This window comes from Paenibacillus sp. 598K (assembly GCF_003851045.1).
Taxonomy (GTDB): Bacteria; Bacillota; Bacilli; order Paenibacillales; family Paenibacillaceae; genus Paenibacillus_D.
Map to the genome: position 1 here is coordinate 85,327 of NZ_BFBX01000004.1, position 18,396 is coordinate 103,722.

Consider the following 18,396-nt stretch of genomic DNA (forward strand, 5'->3'; position numbering starts at 1 on the left):
CAACCAAATGAGACGAACAGGGGTTCAAGAAAACAGTCGATGGTGTTCAAGGGTTATATTACTGTTAGTGCTTGTTATTTTTACTGCCTATCCTTTATCAAACATGCACGCATCGAATACGGCTGAAAGCACGGAAGGGGGAGAACGGTTAAAGAAGGTTTTAACGGAATGTGGCCCGGATACGATTCAAATTGTAGTTAAATCAATTAGCGACCGTCTGTTTCAACCGTTGTTCGGTATTAGGGAGGCCGACAACACGTCCATTGAAGCGGTTTGTTCCATGCTGAAAGAGATTGCCGAGGAGGGCGTTGTCGAGCCTATTCCTAAGGGTAACATAGATACTTTCTTTAGTGGTCTTGATATTATTACGACTTCAGAATATCAATTATCGCTATCGTTTCGGGATCACAAAATGCTCGTTAGCTCAGAGGATGGCTATTTGCTCATGCCAAGTACAGGAATGTTTGAGAAGTTCAAGTCCCTGCCATTCGTTGAATCTACCTTGACACTGGAGGCGAAAAACGTCCAGATTGGCCAAACCGTCCGGGCAGTCGGGGTAGACGTCAGCTTTGAAGAGGAGGAAGAAATCGAGTTGCTTTGGAGCCCCGAGGTAGAGAGTGCCTCAAGCTCAGACGATCTCGCCTTTGTTGTACATAGAGGGAAAACGCAATTTGGTCGATTTGACTTGCAGTTCACAATGCCTGCTTTTGGCAAGAAAAGAGATGGCAGCTTGCAGCCAATACCACCGGGAAAAGGAACGTTATTCTTCGTAAATTTAGATGCAGGTGGATCGGGGAGAGAGCTAGAGGTGTTGCCCGCCTCGACGCCGCTCATCTCGATTAATGGTCTGCCAGCGTCGGACCCGGCGATGAAGGCGCTCATGATCGACGGCCGCGTCCATGTGCCGATCCGCGCGATCGCGGCGTTGACGAAGCAGCCGGTCGTCTGGGACGCGGCGACGAAGAGCGTGCTTATTCGCACGAAGCCGCAGGCGGTCGAGCCTCGTCATGCGGATCAGGTGCGACTGTGGATCGACGGCGAGCTGGCAGGCGCGGCCTACGAGCCGGTGCTGCGGGACAATGTAACCTATGTGCCGATTCGCACGCTCACCGCTGCCTTTAACCTCGAGGTCAAATGGTGGCCAGAGAGCCGCAGCGTCAATATTGTCATTCATGGGGCGTAGACACGGATAGCATGGCAACAGAGGTGGCATCTGTCACATGCTTCCGCATTATGCTGCCTAACGATGCTGACACGTAAAAGCACTCCAAGGCCTCCAAGGTACCTCTTAGTATACTAAGGTCGGTAGATGTGCCTACTTCTCATGACAACTGCTTAGCGATATAATTACCAGTGACTAGACAGCAAGCGAACATGCGCAGGCGATTCATACACTTTAAGAAGGGTGGAATACGTTATGGCAGATCAAAAGCTGAACATCGGTATTATCCTCGGCAGTACCCGTCAGGGAAGAGTAAGCCCGCAGGTAGGAGAATGGGTCAAATCGCTCGCAGATCAACGCGGCGACGCTAACTATGAGATTGTCGACATCGCAGAGTACAAGCTGCCGCTGTTAGGCGAGGGAACGGGCGAAGAAGCCGGCATCGCGGCCTGGAGCGACAAGATCAACAGCCTCGATGGCTTCGTCTTCGTCGTCGCCGAGTACAACCACAGCATCACTGGCGCTCTCAAAAACGCGCTGGATTATCTCCGCGAGCCATGGCATAACAAAGCAGCCGGCATCGTCAGCTATGGCAGCACCGGCGGCGCTCGCGCGGCAGAGCATCTGCGCGGCATCCTCGGCGAGCTGCTTGTCGCCGATGTCCGGGTTCATCCGACGCTGTCGCTTTTCACCGATTTCGAGAATTTCAGCGTGTTCAAGCCGGCAGAGCTGCATCAGACGAATATTACGCTCATGCTGGATCAGGTTTTGGCCTGGAGCGGCGCTTTGAAGACGTTGCGCGCTTAAGCGCTGACTCAACGCTTATCTCGATCACACATACAGCCACACCTACGGATACCCTCCGCGCGAGGGTATCTTTTTTTGTTGCGTGCCGGCACATTTCACTTTTTGGGGCGCCTTGACTATACTTTTGAGGGAAGATAATAATGGTTCGGTCGTCATAGGGCGCTCAAGGTATCAAGGGAATATAAAGTTTCGAAGCGTACGGCTGCGAGCCGTTAGAATAAAGCATGTGAGAGGGAGGCGCTTATGAAAGAGAGAGAGACAGATCAGGCGAAACTGCTGCTCGTCGAGGACGATCGGGATATCGCGCGAGTCGTGTGCGACCATCTGCGCAAGGAAGGCTATGGCGTAGCTTGGGCTTCTACGGGGCGGGAAGGCTGGGAGGACTTCAAGCTGGCCGAATACGACCTGGTGCTGGTCGACTTGATGCTGCCCGAGATCGATGGTTACTCGCTCTGTCGGAGCATCCGGATGGTCTCCGATGTGCCGCTGCTCATCCTTAGCGCCCGGGCCGAGGAGGAGAGCAAGATACGCGGGCTGGAGCTGGGTGCCGACGATTACGTGACCAAGCCGTTTAGTCTGGAGGAGCTCAGTGCCCGGATCGCCTCGCACCTGCGGCGTTATCGGCGGTACCGCCACGAGCAGAGCGGGCTGGAGCCGATCCGGTATGCGCATGGCCTGAGCATCGACTTCAATCGACGCAGCGTCTCCCTCTCGGGTGAGCAGGTGCAGTTGACGCCCAAGGAATGGGAGGTGTTGCAGCTGATGGCGAAGCATCCGTTTGAGATCTTCGCCAAGCGCAACTTGTACGAGCAGCTCTGGCAGCAGACGGACGAACCCGGCAACCACACGGTTACGGTCCACATCCAGGCATTGCGCACCAAGCTGAGGGACAGTACGAGGCAGCCGCGTTTTATCCAGACGGTGTGGGGCGAGGGCTATCGGTTTATCGGAGAGCCGTTATGAAGATCAAGCATTGGCTCGTCGTCAGCTACATCGTCGTCATGGTGTTGCCGCTGCTCGCCCTCTATGCGCTGTACAGCCTGATCTCCTCCTATGACCAGGAGCGCGACCTGCTGGAGCATCTGGAGTTGCTGCAGACGGTGCACGAGATGGCGGGCGTGCTGGAGGACCCCGGGTATTACACCCTGCAATCGCAGGATCGCTACGCGGCGGTCGAGGCGCTCACCAGCTCGTCGCTCGGTATACGGCTGTACCGCTATGACGGCATCCTGCTCTATTCCTCGCTGGATCAGAGCACCGGCCGGCTCACCCGACTCGATGCGACGCAGCTGTATCGGGATGTCAATCGAGTCCAAAAAAACTTGACCACCTACACGGTCAAGCATCCCGTCATGCAGAAGGGCGGCGAACTGGCCGGATTTTATGAGGTTACTCTGCGCAGAGATGTCTGGCTTAGCGGCGTCCAGGAAAGGACAGTCCTGATCGCTGCATCGCTGACAGCCTTCGTGCTGCTACTGTTCGGCGGCGCCTACGCACTGCTGCATCGCAAGCTTAACCTGCCGCTGCTCAAGCTGCAACGTCAGATGGACGCCTTCGCCGAAGGGCGGCGGCTCGTCTCCGAGCGACCGCGAGGCGACGAGATCGGCGAGCTGCAACGACGATTCGAAGCGATGCAAGACAAGATTGAGCAGTCGCAGCAGGCGGTCCGCGAGCAGCAGCAGGAAAAGGAGACGATGCTGGCTGCGCTCTCGCATGACCTGAAGACGCCGCTGGCGGCCATCCAGGCTTATGCCGAGCGTCTGCTCGCTGACGACACGCTGTCTGCCGAGGAGCGGGCCGACTATCGCGCGGTTATCGGCGACAAGCTGCGGCACATGAAGCAGATGATCGACGACTTGTCGCTCTACGCTGCGCTGCAAGCGGATCGATATCGGCTAAATCTGGTCGAGGCGGATGGCGAGGAGCTGTTCGAGATGCTGCTGTCGAGCTATGATGAACCAAGCGTCCGCAAGGGCATCCGGCTGACGGTCGATCAGCGCGTGGACGGGAGCAGCTACGACGTCGACGTCACGCAGATGATGCGCGTCATGGACAATCTCGCAAGCAATGCGATCCGCCACACGCCGAACGGCGGCCAGATCCTGCTGTCGGCCTGCGCTGCTGGTCAGCCTTTGCCTGAGGCGCTCTGGTCCGTATATCGTGCGGAGGTTGAGCAATGGCGCGCTGGCAACACGGTCATCCTCGTCCAGAACGAGGGCGAGGGCATCCCGGAGGCGCTGCAGCAGCCAATCTTCGAGCCCTTCGTGCAAGGCGAGGCTTCGCGGACGATGGGCGGCAGCTCGGGACTTGGTCTTAGCATTGCCAAGCTGTTAGTGGAGCGCCACGGCGGCGCGATCCGACTGTGGTCGGCCGAAAATCGCGGTACGCTAATCGCGTGCCGATTACCCGAACGAAAAGGAGACGATACGTTATGAATCTAAACCAATGGTTGTTAATCCCTGTGACAGCGGTGCTGTTGCTGACGGGATGTACGAATAAGCTGAGTGCGACACCGGAGGAAATCATCGGTCATGTCATGCAGTCGGAGGAGCAAAAGCTGAGCTACATCGGCGAAGGCGAGATGAAGCTCTATATGAATGATGAGATGACAGAGAACATGGCCTTCGAGGAATATGTCCATGCCGATGGCAGACGCGCGATAGTCATGTCCGATCTGAATAAGGACGGTCGCAAATCGTTCACCTGGAACGATGGCAAGCAAGTGATCAGCTACGAGGAAGGCAGCGATAAGGCACACGCTATAGATATGGCTGGCCTGGAAGGGCTGGGCGGTCAGACGCAGCGGGAGCAACTGCTGCACATGCTGGAGCGGTTGAAGGAGACCCACACCTACCAGATCGTCGGCGAGGAGAAGGTCGCGGGCTTCGCTACGCATCATCTGAAGGTAACGGCTAACGATACAGGCTCGTTGTTCGGAGATATGGAGTTCTGGGTCGATCCGAAGAGCTGGTTTGTCGTCAAGGCGATCTCGCAGACTGGCGATGTTCGCTCGGAGACTGTCTATACCAAGCTGGAGATGGAGCCCAAGTTCGATGAGTCGGTCTTCGTCGTCGATCTGCCGGAGCACGTGGTCGTCACGCCGCTCGGCGACGAATTCCCGACCTACACCGGCACACTCGCCGAAGCCGAGGCAGCGCTGGGACGCCCGTTCCTCGTCCTGGAAGGGACCGATGCGGAGAGCGCGATCGCCGAGTGGCATGTCTATGACGGCGCGCTGACGCGGACAGAGGTCTCGATCTCTTATATCGGAGAGGATGGCATCCCGGAGCTGACGCTGACCGTGTTTCCGACGCCGGAGGATGCGAAGCTGGACAACCAGCAGCTCGTACGCGGCCATCAGGCGGAATATATGGACGTCATCCGCAACTTGAGCTGGGATGAGGACGGACTCCGGTACGGTATCCTGATCGATCATCCCGACCTGACGCTGGAGGATGTGCTGGAGCGTACAGAGAGCATGGTGCTCAGCGATACGCTCGCAAACGAGCAGTAAGCATCAGCAGCATTCGGCCGCCAAGCCCGCTATTATCGCGAGCTTGGCGGCTGTTTTTTTGTATTCGCCTGATCTACGCGGCTGTCCATGCTGGCTGTTTCGCCTTGAATCTGCCCCTCTTTGGCGCCACGCCGTCCCGCAGCCGAATTGTCGGCAATTCCCCGTTTTCACTAGGGGTATTCGCCTTCCTGGTATGGTAAACTATACGTACGAATACATATCCATCGAGGGGAGTGGCGTAAAGTGGAAAAGGTGCAGATTACGCCGAGAGGGATCAAACGGACGTTGCAAAAGTTCGACGCCTTGCAGTCGGTAGCAGAGTATGTCTGGAACGGCTTCGATGCCGGCGCCACTCGGGTCGAGCTGTCGATCGGACGCAATGAACTGGGCGGGGCGGAGAGCCTCGTCGTCAAGGATAATGGCTATGGCATTCCGCGATCCGGGCTTGCGCACAAGTTCAAAATATTTTACGAGTCGGAGAAACAGATCGACCCCGGCAGCCGCCCCCGCAAAAGCTCGACGATGCATGGCAAAAACGGCATTGGCCGTCTGACGTTCCATAGCTTCGCCTCGCAGGCGACGTGGAAGACGACGTATAGCGACGGCTTGACGCACATGAACTACACGATCCGCATCGCCTCCGATACACTGGACACGTACGAGGCGACCGAGCCGACGGCAACCGAGGCACAGACCGGGACGGAGGTTATCTTCGAGCATCTGCACCGCGAGCTGGAGCCCGAGGATCTGGCGCATTATCTGTCGCGCGAGTTCGGCTGGTTCCTGGAGCTGCATGCCGCCAGCGGCTTCGAGCTGCTGTTGAATGGCGAACCGCTCGACTATAGTCGGCTGGTCGCCGAGCGAGTGCGGATGGAGCTCGAGCATGAGCCGAGCCGGACGCGGTTCCATGTCACCTTTATTCGCTGGCAGGAGCGGATCAACCAGGAGTATTCGCGGCTCTACTTTCTCGATTCGGCGCGTCAGGAGCGACACAAGCAGCCGACGACGTTCAACAACAAGGGCGATGCCTTCTACCATAGCGTCTATATCCGCAGTAAGCTGTTCGATCACTTCGACTTCATGAGTCAAGACCAGTACGGTCAGCAGGAGCTAAGCTTTGGACTCAGCCGCAAGAGCGAGCCGTATACGTACTTGATGGAGGCGATCAATCAGCTCATCCATGACAAGCGCAAGCCGTTCCTGCGCAGCTCGGCGGATGCGGTCATCGCCGATCTGGCCGAGGCCGGGGCATTCCCGGATGAGACTCAAGAGCCGGAGGCTGCGTCGCGCAAGCCTGAGCTGGAGCAGGTGATCAAGACACTCTACCGCATCGAGCCGCGGATGTTCACCCGGCTCAATCCCGAGCAGAAGCGGGCGCTCGTCCGCATGCTCGATCTGCTCCTCGAGTCGGCGAGTCGGGAGCGGCTGGCCACAGTGCTCGGCGGGATGATGGAGACGAGCGGACCGGAGCGGCGCGAGCTGGAGGAGCTGCTGCTCGTCCCCGGCGCACACAGTTAACCCGACGGAGGTGCCGCTGCGATGGCTTACACACTGTACGAGGAGCAGACGGCCAAACGTCTCAAGCGTTGGGAGCGAGAGCTGCTGAAGCCGCACGGCGTCTTTGAGCGGGCGTCCAAGTCGCTGTCGACGCGGATCAACCGGCTCATCCCCGAGCGGGTGCATGATGCGCTCACCGCCTCGGTGCGCGGCATCGTCAAGACGAGCCTGTTCACCGCGGAGTATATCCCGAAGCAGGAGCCGCTGCGGCGCATCAGCCTGGCCGACCGCGATACGCAAGCCGAGGCGCTCCTCTCGCGCTACAAGAAGATCGCCGCCGCCGAGGGTGCAGGCACCGGTGCAGGAGGCATCCTGCTCGGACTCGTCGACTTCCCGGTGCTGATCGGCATCAAGGTGAAGTTCTTGTTCGAGCTGGCTCATGTGTATGGCTATTCGACGCGCGATTATCGGGAGCGGCTGTTCGTGCTCTATGTGTTCCAGCTCGCATTCTCCTCTCCGGAGAAGCAGCGGCGGCTGCTGGAGGTAATCCGCGAGTGGCCCGCCCGGCGAGAGGCGCTGCCCAAGGGCGAGGCCGGCGCGGACGCGATCGACTGGCGTCAGCTGCAGCAGGAGTACCGGGATACGATCGACTTCCGCAAAATGCTGCAGCTGCTCCCGGGCATCGGCGCCGTCATCGGCGCATGGGCCAACTATGGCCTGCTGGAGGAGCTGGGGCAGGTCGGCATGCACGCCTACCGGATGCGCTGGCTGCAGGATCGGGCGTGAGACAGGGACTAGGCCATGGAGCGCATGAACCTGGTCGGGTGCCAGGCTGTCGGCGGTCCGTGATCGACTTGAAATGAGCCTAAGCCTATGTTAAGATACCATTAACTTAAAGGAAACGGAGTGGAAGCGGATGTCAAACCTTTCTTGCTAAGACAGCTACTTAACAGAGCATGGCTCTGTTTTGTTATGCCGCAAGCAGGAAAGGTACGTCTTCTTCCTACCGTAACCGTCAGTTTTGCATTGATAGCTCTGTGTCTGCGTCGATTGCCGCATGTCGGCATCTCGACTGAGGATGTGTAGCTGTCGTCTCTGCATTGCTGTGTCCGGATAGAGCTGTAGGAAGGTATTTGCCTTCTTGCGGCTCTTTTTATTTCGGAACAGGAGGCGGTAGGTATGGCTTTAATCCAGGTGAACAACTTAACCTTTGCTTATGACGGCAGCTACGATCTGATCTTCGAGGACGCGAGCTTTCAGCTCGACACGGACTGGAAGCTCGGGTTCGTCGGCCGCAACGGGCGCGGCAAAACGACGTTCCTGAAGCTGCTGCTCGGCGAGTTGGAATATAGCGGCACGATCAGTGCCGACGCGGGGTTCGATTATTTCCCTTATCCGATCCCGCATCCCGAATACTTGACCATCGACGTCGCGCTGGATCGCGTCCCCGAGGCGCAGCAGTGGCAGCTCGAGCGGGAGCTATCGCTGCTGCAGGTCGCGGACGATGTCCTCTACCGGCCGTTTGAGACACTCTCGAGCGGCGAGCAGACCAAGGTGATGCTGGCGGCGCTGTTCCTGCAGGAGCATCGATTCCTGCTGATCGACGAGCCGACCAACCATCTCGATCTGCACGCTCGACGACTCGTCAGCGATTATTTGAGGAGCAAGCGCGGCTTTATCCTCGTCTCGCACGACCGCGCCTTCCTGGACAACTGCGTCGATCATGTGTTATCGATCAATCGCGCGTCGATTGACGTGCAACGGGGTAATTTCTCCTCATGGTGGGACAACAAGCAGCGACAGGATCAGTACGAGCTGACTGAAAACGAGCGGCTCCGCAAGGACGTCAAGCGGCTGTCGGAGGCGGCGAAGCGGACCAATCAATGGTCGCATGAGGTCGAGAAGACCAAAAACGGCACTCGCAACTCCGGCATAAAGGTCGATAAGGGCTATGTCGGCCATAAGGCGGCCAAAATGATGAAGCGCTCCAAGTCAATCGAGCGACGCCAGCAGACAGCGCTGGAGGAGAAGTCGTCGCTGCTCAAAAATCTTGAGACCGCCGACAGTCTGAAGCTGACGCAGCTCGTCTATCACAAGCCGCAGCTGCTCGAGCTGCTGGACGTCTCGATCCGTTACGGCGATCGAGTCGTCTGCGAGGACATCCGCTTCGATATCCAGCAGGGCGATCGCATCGCGCTCACGGGGCCGAACGGCTCGGGCAAGTCGAGTCTGCTGAAGCTGCTCCTCGGCGAACCAATCAACCATAGCGGCACAGTGAATATCGGCAGTCGGCTGCGCATCTCGTATGTGCCGCAAGATACGTCGCATCTGGCAGGAGATTTGACGGACTATGCGCGTAGTCTCGGCATCGACGAGAGTCTGTTCAAGGCGATTTTGCGCAAGCTGGATTTTGCCCGCGTCCAGTTCGAAAAGGATATGCGCCAGCTAAGCGCAGGGCAGAAGAAAAAAGTGCTGATCGCCGGCAGTCTGTGCGAGCAAGCGCATCTGCATCTGTGGGATGAGCCGCTCAACTATATCGACGTCATCTCCCGCATGCAGATCGAGGAGCTGCTGCTCGAGCACCAGCCGACGCTGCTGTTCGTAGAGCATGACGCGACGTTCTGCGAGCATATCGCGACCCGGACCGTCTCTCTCGGCAGTGTGGCGCGCGCGGACGGGGCGAGCGGATAGGTCAGATGCGCCTGCATATTGCTATGCTTGGCCTGGGGGAATATGGTAACCTAGCAGGAGGACAGACGAGTCCAGAGAAGACAGAGGAGGAGGAGGAGGAGACGATGGAGGAGCCTAAGGTGGAGCGGAGGCGCTTCGAGCTGCAAGTCGAACCAAACGTCCTCATTAGAGGAGATGTGTACGCGTCCGAAAGTGATGCTGGTACGCCCGCAGGTGCGAGCGAGCCGCTTCCCGTCATCATTCTAGTCCACGGTTTTAAGGGCTTCAAGGATTGGGGATTTTTCCCTTATACCGCGAAGCGTTTTGCGGCGTTGGGTTATGTCGCGGTGACCTTCAACTTCTCGCATAACGGGGTGGCAGCGCGGGATTTTGACGAGCTCCAGCGATTCGGTCGCAACACATACTCCCGCGAACAAGCGGACCTGGCATCGGTCGTTGATGCAGTTGCAGCCGGACGTCTGCCGTTGAGCGAGCGGATGGTACGCGAGGAGCTGCTGCTCGTGGGACATAGTCGGGGCGGCGGCAACAGCGTCATCTTCGCAGCGGACCACCCGGATCGACTGCGCGGTGTCGTCGCCTGGAACGGGATCGGCCATGCCGATCTGTTCGGACCTGCATTCCGGGAGCAGGTGCTGCGCGAGGGCGTCGGATATGTGGCCAATGCGCGCACCAAGCAGGAGATGCCGATCGAAGCGGTGTTCTATGAGGATCTGGACCGGCATCGGGAGCGCTTCGATATTCCTGCCCGGGCAGCGGAGGCGGCGACGCCGATGCTCTTCATCCAGGGCAAGGGCGACGCCCAGCGTCTGCGCGACGGCTTCGAAGCGCTGCGCGCGGCGGCCCCACAGCAACGCTTCCTGGAGCTGGAGGGAGCGGATCACACCTTCGGCGCCAGACACCCCTTTACGGAGACGACGGATGCGCTGGAGCAGGCGATTGCGGCGACAGATGCGTTCTTCCGGGAAATTGTCGGCCAGCGCTAACGGATGGAGCGGCAGGATTAGTCACCGAGGACTTCCTCGGTTTCGGTACCAAAATCTATGAAGGGCTGTGGTGTACATGAAGGTGCTAGTAGCGGGGGCGAACGGCCAGATCGGCCGTCTGCTCATCGAGATGCTGAAAACCGGCGGGAAGCATACGCCGATCGCGATGGTGCGCAAGCCGGAGCAGGCCGAGCGATATCGGGCGTCGGGCGTCGAGAGTATCATCGCCGATCTCGAAGCTAGCGTGGATGAGCTGGCTGCTGCGGTTCGCGGCTGCGACGCGCTCGTCTTCACGGCAGGCTCCGGGGCCAAGACCGGCTACGACAAGACGTTGCTCATCGATCTCGACGGCGCTGTGAAGCTGATCGAGGCGGCCGAGCAAGCCGATGTGCGGCGCTTCGTCATGGTGAGCGCGCTTGGAGCCGAGCAGCGCGAGCGCTGGCATGAGTCGATCCGGCCTTACTACGTCGCCAAGCATTATGCCGACCGATTGCTGACCGCCAGCAAGCTGGACTACACGATCCTGCGCCCCGGCGGCCTGACCGATGAGCCGGGCACGGGGATGATCAGCATCGAGCCAGCGACGGCTGGAGGCACGATCCCGCGCGAGGATGTGGCAGGCGTGATCGCCGCCGTCCTCGAAGCGCCTGCGACCTATCGGCAGGCATACGACCTGCTCTCGGGCAAGCAGTCGATCGGCGATGCGATCGCAGCGATCTGACGAGGGAAAGGAGCGAGCCAGCTGAGCAATCCATCCCGAACGACGCTTAATGAAACAACCCGACAATCGGTCCTCGAGTCGGTTGCCCCGGGGGGCGACGATCATAGGCGAGCGCTCGCTCAAGGGCGGCGTCTCGTCGATCATCACAGAGGTTACATTGATAGAAGGAGAACGCATCGACTTGGCTATTCTGCGCCAGGTGGAGGTTAAGGAGCCCAAGGTGTATTGCGGCTGGACTGACCTGGGCGTCACCGTCGCGACTCCAGCGCATGATCGATCTCTCGACGCATATAAGCAGCAAACTCCGTAAGCTGGGCGGGATCAGCCTTCTCCTCGGGACTGGCGCCTGTATAGGCATCTACGTACATCTGCACCATCGGGCGATAGTTGGCGGGCAGCATCGTCAGCGCCCACTCGCCGCCTTCTTTTTTGGAGGCGAACGCGCCTTCCCTTATATAATAAAGGACGCGGCATAGATTCAGCACGGTGTATAACGAATTCGATAGGATCGCGGAGTCGGCATCCTCGATGTCGTGGAGGATCGATGCGAGATACGCCCGCTCATCCGGCGCAGGGTAGCGTTCGGCCAGAGGCTTGCCGTACAATGGCAGGCCTCTGACATAGGCCATCGTCACCTGCGACGCTAGATCGGGGTCCTCGTAACGAACGATACGGTAGTCGGGATTGGAGCGATACCGTTCGAGGTGATAGTCCGAGAAGTGATATTCGCACGGCGTCGGGTGGACGAGACGGAAAAGGTGCTCTTCAAGCATCACGCTGCATTCGATGCCTGGCGTCATCGTGTCGCGCAACCCCAGCAGTCGCTGCGTCAAGGAGGTTATATCGTGATCCTTCAAACGCTCCTTGACGACGATCAGCAGATCGATATCGCTGCGTGCAGGATTGAAGCAGTCCATCGCTACCGAGCCGTATACATATAGGCCAAGCATGTTGTCCTGCAAGGTCTCCTCGAATAGTTGCTGAATCGATGTTAAGTGGGTGTTCATGTTCTGCCTCCTATCAGGCTACCCTCAAATAAAGCCCGCGGTCACGGCATTTTGAGGGTGACCTGTTCTTTAGGCTAAGTTTAAATGCATGACGGGCGTGATGCTAGGCAAAGAACAATTATAACCCTAGGGCGTGTTTGCACACCCGCTCAGGGGCATCTTAGACCGCCTTTCCGCCCCCTGCGGCGTCACTTTTGCTTGCCGTACCCCCGGTACGCCTTCACAAAAGTTCCTTGCATGGAACGAAAATTCAGCCCAATCTGCTACCCTCCGAGTATGCAAACACGCCCTAGTTTTCGTTAGGTTTTTCAGTCATTTTTGTTCTCAAATTTCAAAACATACATGCTCGATTCGAGGTTGTAAATGCCGAGCATATCTGGGGTGATAGGAAATGAATCCATGTTGTCCACGATATCCTTACGTTCACCAGATGCCAAAAGCACCCCCCAATTTGGATGAGACTTTCCATCGGCAGAGAGATTACTATCGCTCATATCGGCGGATATTACGGTAACCGTTGCGCTGGTATAGCAGACAAAAACACTGTATTCTAGTGAATTGCCTCCATCATCGTTCATGCTTTCGGTTCGAACTTCGTAGACGTTTGTTACCTCAAGTTTGAGTCCATCATAACTAAATGTTTTCGTTTCTCCGTTTTGTGTTGGATCCATAGATTCAGCAGGCACATTGTTGGTTTTACAGCCGATTAGCAACATCAAGATCGAAATTGTCATGAGGATTACCATAGTGTGTTTCATTGGAATGGTGTTATTCATTATTCATTCTCCTTCCCAAACGATGGTTTCAGGTTCTTGCCAGCATCATTTTTCCTTCAGACTAATTAGACGTAAACACTTGGATAATATTTCATTTAATGAAAATTTAATACAAAAGAAACAAACCCGCGTGACACACGCGGGCTTTTGCGTCATACCTGTTTGCGGTAGACGATCTTTTTGATGCTGTCCAGGGACAGGAAAAAGGCTTCGGCCAGCTTTTCAACATCCTTGCCTTGTTGAAATTGCTGACGAATCTGTTCGTTCCGTTCCTTCAAATAAGCCCGTTGCCCGGACATCTCGCCCCACTTTTTTTTGCGTTGCTTGGGGGAGGGGATGTAAAGGGTGGTGCCTTGGACATATTTTTGTACCTCGAGCAGCAGCTCTTCCGGCAGGATATCGTTTGCGGATACATATTTCATAGACTTCGCTCCTTCACCTGAATTCGATGAACAGGATGCAAAGTCTGCATAAATGAACGTTGAACGCTTCTCGTCCAGGCTCAGCGGTTAGGAAAGCCGCTCCATACAAAGAACCACTGTATTCATTCTACAGACTTTGCATGGAGCGAAGCTCACGACTTGCAAGGTTATAATGATGCCACATGTCCTTTTGCCCTCCCTCTAAATTAATTTCGTTGTCCAAAATGTAGCACAGGATGGACGTTGCTGTAAACCGTCAGACAGGCAACAGCCCCGCTCCAAGGCGGGGCTGTTGCAGATGAGCGTAGGGAGAACCGGACATCAAGCTCAGGCCAGATGTCGCTGTTCATCCGGCCGCCGTAGCTGGATCAGGATCGTCAGGCTGACCAGCGTGACGAAGATGGTCGCGCCCATATCCGAGAGGATGGCGATCCAGAGTGTAAGCCAGCCGGGGATCGTCAGCAGCAACGCGATCAGCTTCAGTCCGAGCGAGACGCCGATGTTGAAGCGGATGATCCGATTGACTCGACGGGCGATCGATACCGCCTCGGGCAGCTTGCCGAGATGGTCCTGCATGAGCACGATGTCTGCTGTCTCGATCGCGCTGTCGGTGCCCTTGCCCATCGCGATGCCGAGCTGCGCCGATGCGAGAGCCGGGGCGTCATTGATGCCGTCGCCGATCATGGCGACGCGGCCGCTGGCAGCCAGCTCCTTGATCCGGGTCACCTTGTCCTCAGGCAGCAGATTGCCATAGTAGTCGGTGACACCGACCGCGCCTGCAACCTTCTCGGCGGTGCGACGATGGTCGCCAGTCAGCATGACCGTGCGTCGGATGCCCAGCTTGTGCAGGGCTGCGATGACGCCGCGGCTCTCCGGCCGGATCTCGTCGGCGATGCCGAACATGCCGAGTATGCGATGCTCATCCGCCAGCAGCACGAGCGTCAAGCCTTCCTGCTTGAAGCTCTCGATCGCGCTCCGCACCTCAGTCGGGATGTCGATGTGGGCGATGCTCTCCTCGTTGCCGAGCCAGTAGGTCTCGCCGTCGACGCGGGCCCGGATGCCGCGACCTCCCAGCGTCTCCAGTTCCTCCGGAGCGAACAGCTTCGTCTGACGGGCAGATACCTCGCGCATGATCGCCCTGGCGAGCGGATGCGAGGATGATTGCTCGATCGATCCGGCGATCGTCAGGAAGCGGGCGTCGTCATAGCTCTCGGTACGTGCGACATGCGGCTCGCCCTTGGTCAGCGTGCCGGTCTTGTCGAATGCGAGCGTATCGATCTTGCCGAGCTGCTCCAGGAAGACGCCGCCCTTGACGAGCACGCCGTTGCGCGCGTTGCGGGTAATCCCGGAGACGATCGCGATTGGCGAGGAGAGGATAAGGGCGCACGGGCAACCGACAATGAGGACGGACAACCCTTGGTACAGCCAAGTCTGCCAGTCCCCGTCGAATAGGAGAGGAGGGGCCAGAGTGACCAGCAGGGCTACAAGCATGATGAGCGGCGTGTAGTATCTGGCAAAGCGGTTGATGAACAGCTCGGTCGGCGTCTTGGTCTCCTGCGCCTCCTGTACAAGATGCAGAATCTTGGCCAGCGAAGAGTCCTCATACGCCTTTGTGATCCGTACGAACAGCAGACCTTCATTGTTGATCGCGCCGCCGTAGACGCTCTCGCCTGCCGACTTCTCGACGGGCAGCGACTCGCCGGTGATGGCAGCCTCATTAACCGAGCTCTTGCCGTCCTCGACTACACCGTCGGAGGGGATCTTCTCGCCGGGCTTGATCTTCACCAGATCGCCTGCCTGCAGAGAGGCGATCGGCACGACCGATTCGCGGCCATCCTCGACGCGGATCGCTTCCTTGGGAGCGACCTGCAGCAGCGACTCCATCGAACGGCGGGCGCGCTCCATGCCGTAGCCCTCGAGCAGCTCATTCAGTCCGAACAGGATGGCGACGAGCGTCGCTTCCTTCCACTCGCCGATCGCCACCGCGCCGATCAGGGCGATCGTCATCAGCGTATCGATAGTGAACTTGAAGCGGGCCAGGTTCTTCAGCCCGCGCCAGAACGTCGTATAGCCGCTAATCGCGGTCGCTGCGAGATAGAGCGGGATGACGGCCCAGCGCTCGAGCGTCCCGTCGAGCAACAAGGCGGCAACGTAGATGACCGAGGAGGCGACGAGCAGCCACAGCATGCGGTTGTTGCCGCCTTCTTCATGGCTGTGGTCATGCCCGTGCCCATCGTCATCATCATGTGTATGGGCATGCGCGCGTCCGCCTTTATCATGCGTATGAGCGTGTCCGTGTGAGTGCCCATCATGCGCACGGGCGTGCGAGTGTCCGGCGTTCCCGTGCGCGTGTCCATGAGTATGTCCGGCGTTCCCATGCGAGTGTCCGCCGTCCTCGTTGCCAGGAGCGTGGTTATGATCGTCAGTGTGGCTATGGCCATGACCTGTGCCAGATGCAGCATGTCCATGTTCGCTGGCTGCTGCGGACTCGTCGAGCGAGAGGGTGGCTGCGATGTAGGCGCCATCCGACTTCAGGATGCGTTTCACTTCTTTCATCGACACTTGGGGATTGACCGTGAGTCGGCCAGAGTTGTAGCTCAGTCGTGTATCGTCGCCATGCTCCAGCTCTTTGATCTCGTCCTCGATGCGTTGGGCGCAGCCGGCGCAGGAGAGGCCCTTGATGCGATACTGGTTCACCCGAGTCACCTTCTTTCGATTAATACATGAACATTTGCTCATATGATATACCCATCTGCAAAACTTGTCAAATTCTATCTTGCCCCGGCAGCCCGTAGGCTATAAAGCGTCCAAGCCAAGACGGAGAAGCGGACTGCTTCCTGGCACAGCATATGCGAATGCGTGAACGAATGTTCATGTGTTGGAATGTTCGAAATATCGTCGTAGTTCATCTCTCTTAAAATCTGCTATAATAAAACGCGTTGCTTACCCAAGAAGGAGTGAGATCAGGAAATGAAACGAACCTATCGTATGTTTGCGCTCTTCGCGGTAACGATCCTACTGGGCGGACTGTTCGGGCTCGGTATGGCGCAAGCGCATACGACACTGTCGTCGGCCACGCCGGAGCCGGATTCGACGGTGACGGAGGAGCTCACGGCCATCGAGCTGAAGTTCAACACGGATGTTGAGCCATTGAGCACGTTTAAGCTGCTGCTGAACGGCGAGGAGCAGCCGATCGGACCAATCGAGGTCGACGGCCAATATTTGCGCAGCGGGCTCAGCGATCCGCTGCCGAACGGAGACTACACCGTGGCCTGGAAGATCGTCGGCGAGGACGGCCATCCGATCGAGAGCCAATATAGCTTTACACTGAATGCTCCAGTACAAGCGCCGGCTGAGGAGCCTGTCCGGGAAGAAGCGCCTGCGGCAGAGCAGGCCCCGGATACGACGACGGCAGAGCAGACTCCGGAAACGAAGGAGGAGGCGGTCCCTGGGAACCATGACACGGAGCCGTCTCAAGACGCTGCCCCTGCGAACAATGAGACACAGCCGTCCCAAGGTGCAGAGGCAGACAAGGAAAAAGAGTCCTCGGGCAGTAACCCTGCGGTATGGATTGGACTCGGCGCCGCACTCATCGGCATCATCGCGGGCACTCTCTCCGTCGTCAGAGCCAAACGCAACGGAGGCAACGGGAGGAAACAATAGATGTGGTACTGGATTGCAGAGCCGTTCCTCTACACCTGTCTAGCCATCGTGGCCGGGTACGTTCTGCTCGGCGTCGTGCCCGAGCGGGATCGGCCGATCGACCGTTTGCCCGTTCGTCTGATTGCGGGAGCGTCGCTGGGCATTGGTTTTTTCGCATTGTTTCCGGTACTGCGGATTGTCGGCTTTTTCGCCGAGGATGTTGGGTACTGGGAGACGTTCAGACAAGTATTGAGCGGCTTCACGGAGGGCAAGGCGTATCTGATTACCGTCGTCCTGTCGCTGCTGCTCACCATCTTGATCCTGCGCAATGAAAAGAAGCCTGGTCCGGGACTGCGGCAGTTCATCCTGCTGCTCGTCTTTACCCTCATCACCGTCCAGGGCTGGTCAAGCCACGTCGCATCGCTGTATGGGACATGGGGAATCCTCGCGCAGACGCTGCATCTGATCGGGATCGCGCTCTGGGCGGGTCCGCTGCTGCTGGCCGGCTGGGCTGGGGCGACGGGGACGGACCGATGGCTGCGCTTCGTCCAGTGGTATCACCCGCTTGCGGCTGCCTGCATGGCAATCATCCTCGCCTCGGGCTTCGTGTTGATGTTCGGCGTCGCCCCGGAGTACGTGAACGCCTGGCAGATCCCTTACGGTCAAGCATTGCTGATCAAGCATGTGCTCATCCTCCCGTTAGCGTTCATGGCCATCGTCAATGGCTTCTGGGTGAAGCGCCGCCTCCAGACGGATGCTGCGTTCCGGCCGCGGATCTGGGCGCGCGTCGAGGGTATCGTCGTGCTGCTCATCTTCACTGTGACCGGCTTCATGAACCAGCAAGCCGCGCCTCACGACGTCTCCGATACGCTGCAATCGACACCGGCATCGAGTCTGTACCTGTGGTTTAGCGGCGGTTCGATGGATAGAGAGGCTCAGTTGGCCGTGACGCCTGGTCTCTTGTCTATTGTGGTCTGGGCGGCTGCCGCGCTGCTGGTCTGGACCGCCGTCCTGTCCGTCAAGCGCAAGCAGGCGGTCAGCGCGCTCCTCTGGTCGCTGCTGGCTGCCGCATTGCTCTATTACGGTTTCATGCTTAGCGTCGTATGAGGTTGACGCGGCGCTGCCTTAAGTGTAATCTTTCTGATATAATAGGAAGACGAACTATGAAGGTGGT

Annotated in this window: 16 protein-coding genes; 12 read left to right on the top strand and 4 right to left on the bottom strand. The window is 58.0% G+C overall.

Features of this window, described 5'->3' with window-relative positions; translation table 11 throughout:
- The first annotated feature begins 7 nt into the window (after positions 1–7).
- The 10 genes from PA598K_RS02015 (at position 8) to PA598K_RS02060 (ending at position 11,375) form a co-directional block, all read left to right on the top strand.
- Positions 8–1,183: a copper amine oxidase N-terminal domain-containing protein gene (locus PA598K_RS02015; protein ID WP_128655239.1), complete on the top strand. Its 1,176-nt coding sequence runs from the start codon at positions 8–10 to the stop codon at positions 1,181–1,183.
- A 234-nt stretch (positions 1,184–1,417) separates the two neighbouring features.
- Positions 1,418–1,969: an NADPH-dependent FMN reductase gene (locus PA598K_RS02020; protein WP_128655240.1), complete on the top strand. Its 552-nt coding sequence runs from the start codon at positions 1,418–1,420 to the stop codon at positions 1,967–1,969.
- A 243-nt stretch (positions 1,970–2,212) separates the two neighbouring features.
- Entirely contained in the window at positions 2,213–2,932 is a 720-nt protein-coding gene (locus PA598K_RS02025; RefSeq protein WP_128655241.1) for a response regulator transcription factor, read from the top strand.
- Complete coding sequence (locus tag PA598K_RS02030; protein ID WP_128655242.1) at positions 2,929–4,404, top strand: HAMP domain-containing sensor histidine kinase; 1,476 nt, start codon at positions 2,929–2,931, stop codon at positions 4,402–4,404. The genes PA598K_RS02025 and PA598K_RS02030 overlap by 4 nt, the downstream gene beginning before the upstream one ends.
- Positions 4,401–5,483, top strand: a complete 1,083-nt coding sequence (locus PA598K_RS02035) for a LolA family protein (RefSeq protein ID WP_128655243.1) — start codon at positions 4,401–4,403, stop codon at positions 5,481–5,483. The genes PA598K_RS02030 and PA598K_RS02035 overlap by 4 nt, the downstream gene beginning before the upstream one ends.
- Before the next feature lie 243 nt (positions 5,484–5,726).
- A complete protein-coding gene (locus PA598K_RS02040; protein WP_185601440.1) occupies positions 5,727–7,001 on the top strand; it encodes an ATP-binding protein in 1,275 nt (424 codons plus the stop codon).
- A 21-nt stretch (positions 7,002–7,022) separates the two neighbouring features.
- Positions 7,023–7,766 carry an EcsC family protein gene (locus PA598K_RS02045; protein WP_128655245.1) on the top strand — a complete coding sequence of 248 codons (744 nt, stop codon included), beginning with the start codon at positions 7,023–7,025 and terminating at the stop codon, positions 7,764–7,766.
- Positions 7,767–8,159: 393 nt separating this feature from the next.
- Positions 8,160–9,671, top strand: coding sequence for an Lsa family ABC-F type ribosomal protection protein (locus PA598K_RS02050; protein ID WP_128655246.1), 1,512 nt, complete (start codon positions 8,160–8,162; stop codon positions 9,669–9,671).
- Between the two features lie 104 nt (positions 9,672–9,775).
- Positions 9,776–10,654: an alpha/beta hydrolase family protein gene (locus PA598K_RS02055; RefSeq protein WP_128655247.1), complete on the top strand. Its 879-nt coding sequence runs from the start codon at positions 9,776–9,778 to the stop codon at positions 10,652–10,654.
- 76 nt (positions 10,655–10,730) lie between these two features.
- Positions 10,731–11,375 (top strand): SDR family oxidoreductase, encoded by a 645-nt coding sequence (locus PA598K_RS02060; RefSeq protein ID WP_128655248.1) that lies wholly within the window; start codon positions 10,731–10,733, stop codon positions 11,373–11,375.
- A gap of 248 nt (positions 11,376–11,623) precedes the next feature.
- Here PA598K_RS02060 and PA598K_RS02065 read toward each other — a convergent pair whose 3' ends face one another.
- The 4 genes from PA598K_RS02065 to PA598K_RS02080 all read right to left on the bottom strand — a co-directional run bounded on the left by PA598K_RS02065 (position 11,624) and on the right by PA598K_RS02080 (position 16,319).
- Entirely contained in the window at positions 11,624–12,382 is a 759-nt protein-coding gene (locus PA598K_RS02065) for an aminoglycoside adenylyltransferase domain-containing protein (protein ID WP_128655249.1), read from the bottom strand.
- Positions 12,383–12,690: 308 nt separating this feature from the next.
- On the bottom strand, positions 12,691–13,158 hold the full coding sequence (locus PA598K_RS02070; protein WP_128655250.1) for a hypothetical protein: 468 nt from the start codon (positions 13,156–13,158) through the stop codon (positions 12,691–12,693).
- A 152-nt stretch (positions 13,159–13,310) separates the two neighbouring features.
- Positions 13,311–13,580: a CD3324 family protein gene (locus PA598K_RS02075; RefSeq protein ID WP_128655251.1), complete on the bottom strand. Its 270-nt coding sequence runs from the start codon at positions 13,578–13,580 to the stop codon at positions 13,311–13,313.
- A gap of 327 nt (positions 13,581–13,907) precedes the next feature.
- A complete protein-coding gene (locus tag PA598K_RS02080) occupies positions 13,908–16,319 on the bottom strand; it encodes a heavy metal translocating P-type ATPase (RefSeq protein WP_128655252.1) in 2,412 nt (803 codons plus the stop codon).
- 231 nt (positions 16,320–16,550) lie between these two features.
- On the opposite strand from PA598K_RS02080, the gene PA598K_RS02085 reads away from it, so the two are divergent.
- Both PA598K_RS02085 and PA598K_RS02090 read left to right on the top strand, forming a co-directional pair.
- Positions 16,551–17,243, top strand: a complete 693-nt coding sequence (locus tag PA598K_RS02085) for a copper resistance CopC family protein (protein WP_128655253.1) — start codon at positions 16,551–16,553, stop codon at positions 17,241–17,243.
- Complete coding sequence (locus PA598K_RS02090) at positions 17,244–18,329, top strand: copper resistance D family protein (RefSeq protein WP_128655254.1); 1,086 nt, start codon at positions 17,244–17,246, stop codon at positions 18,327–18,329.
- Positions 18,330–18,396 lie beyond the last annotated feature (67 nt).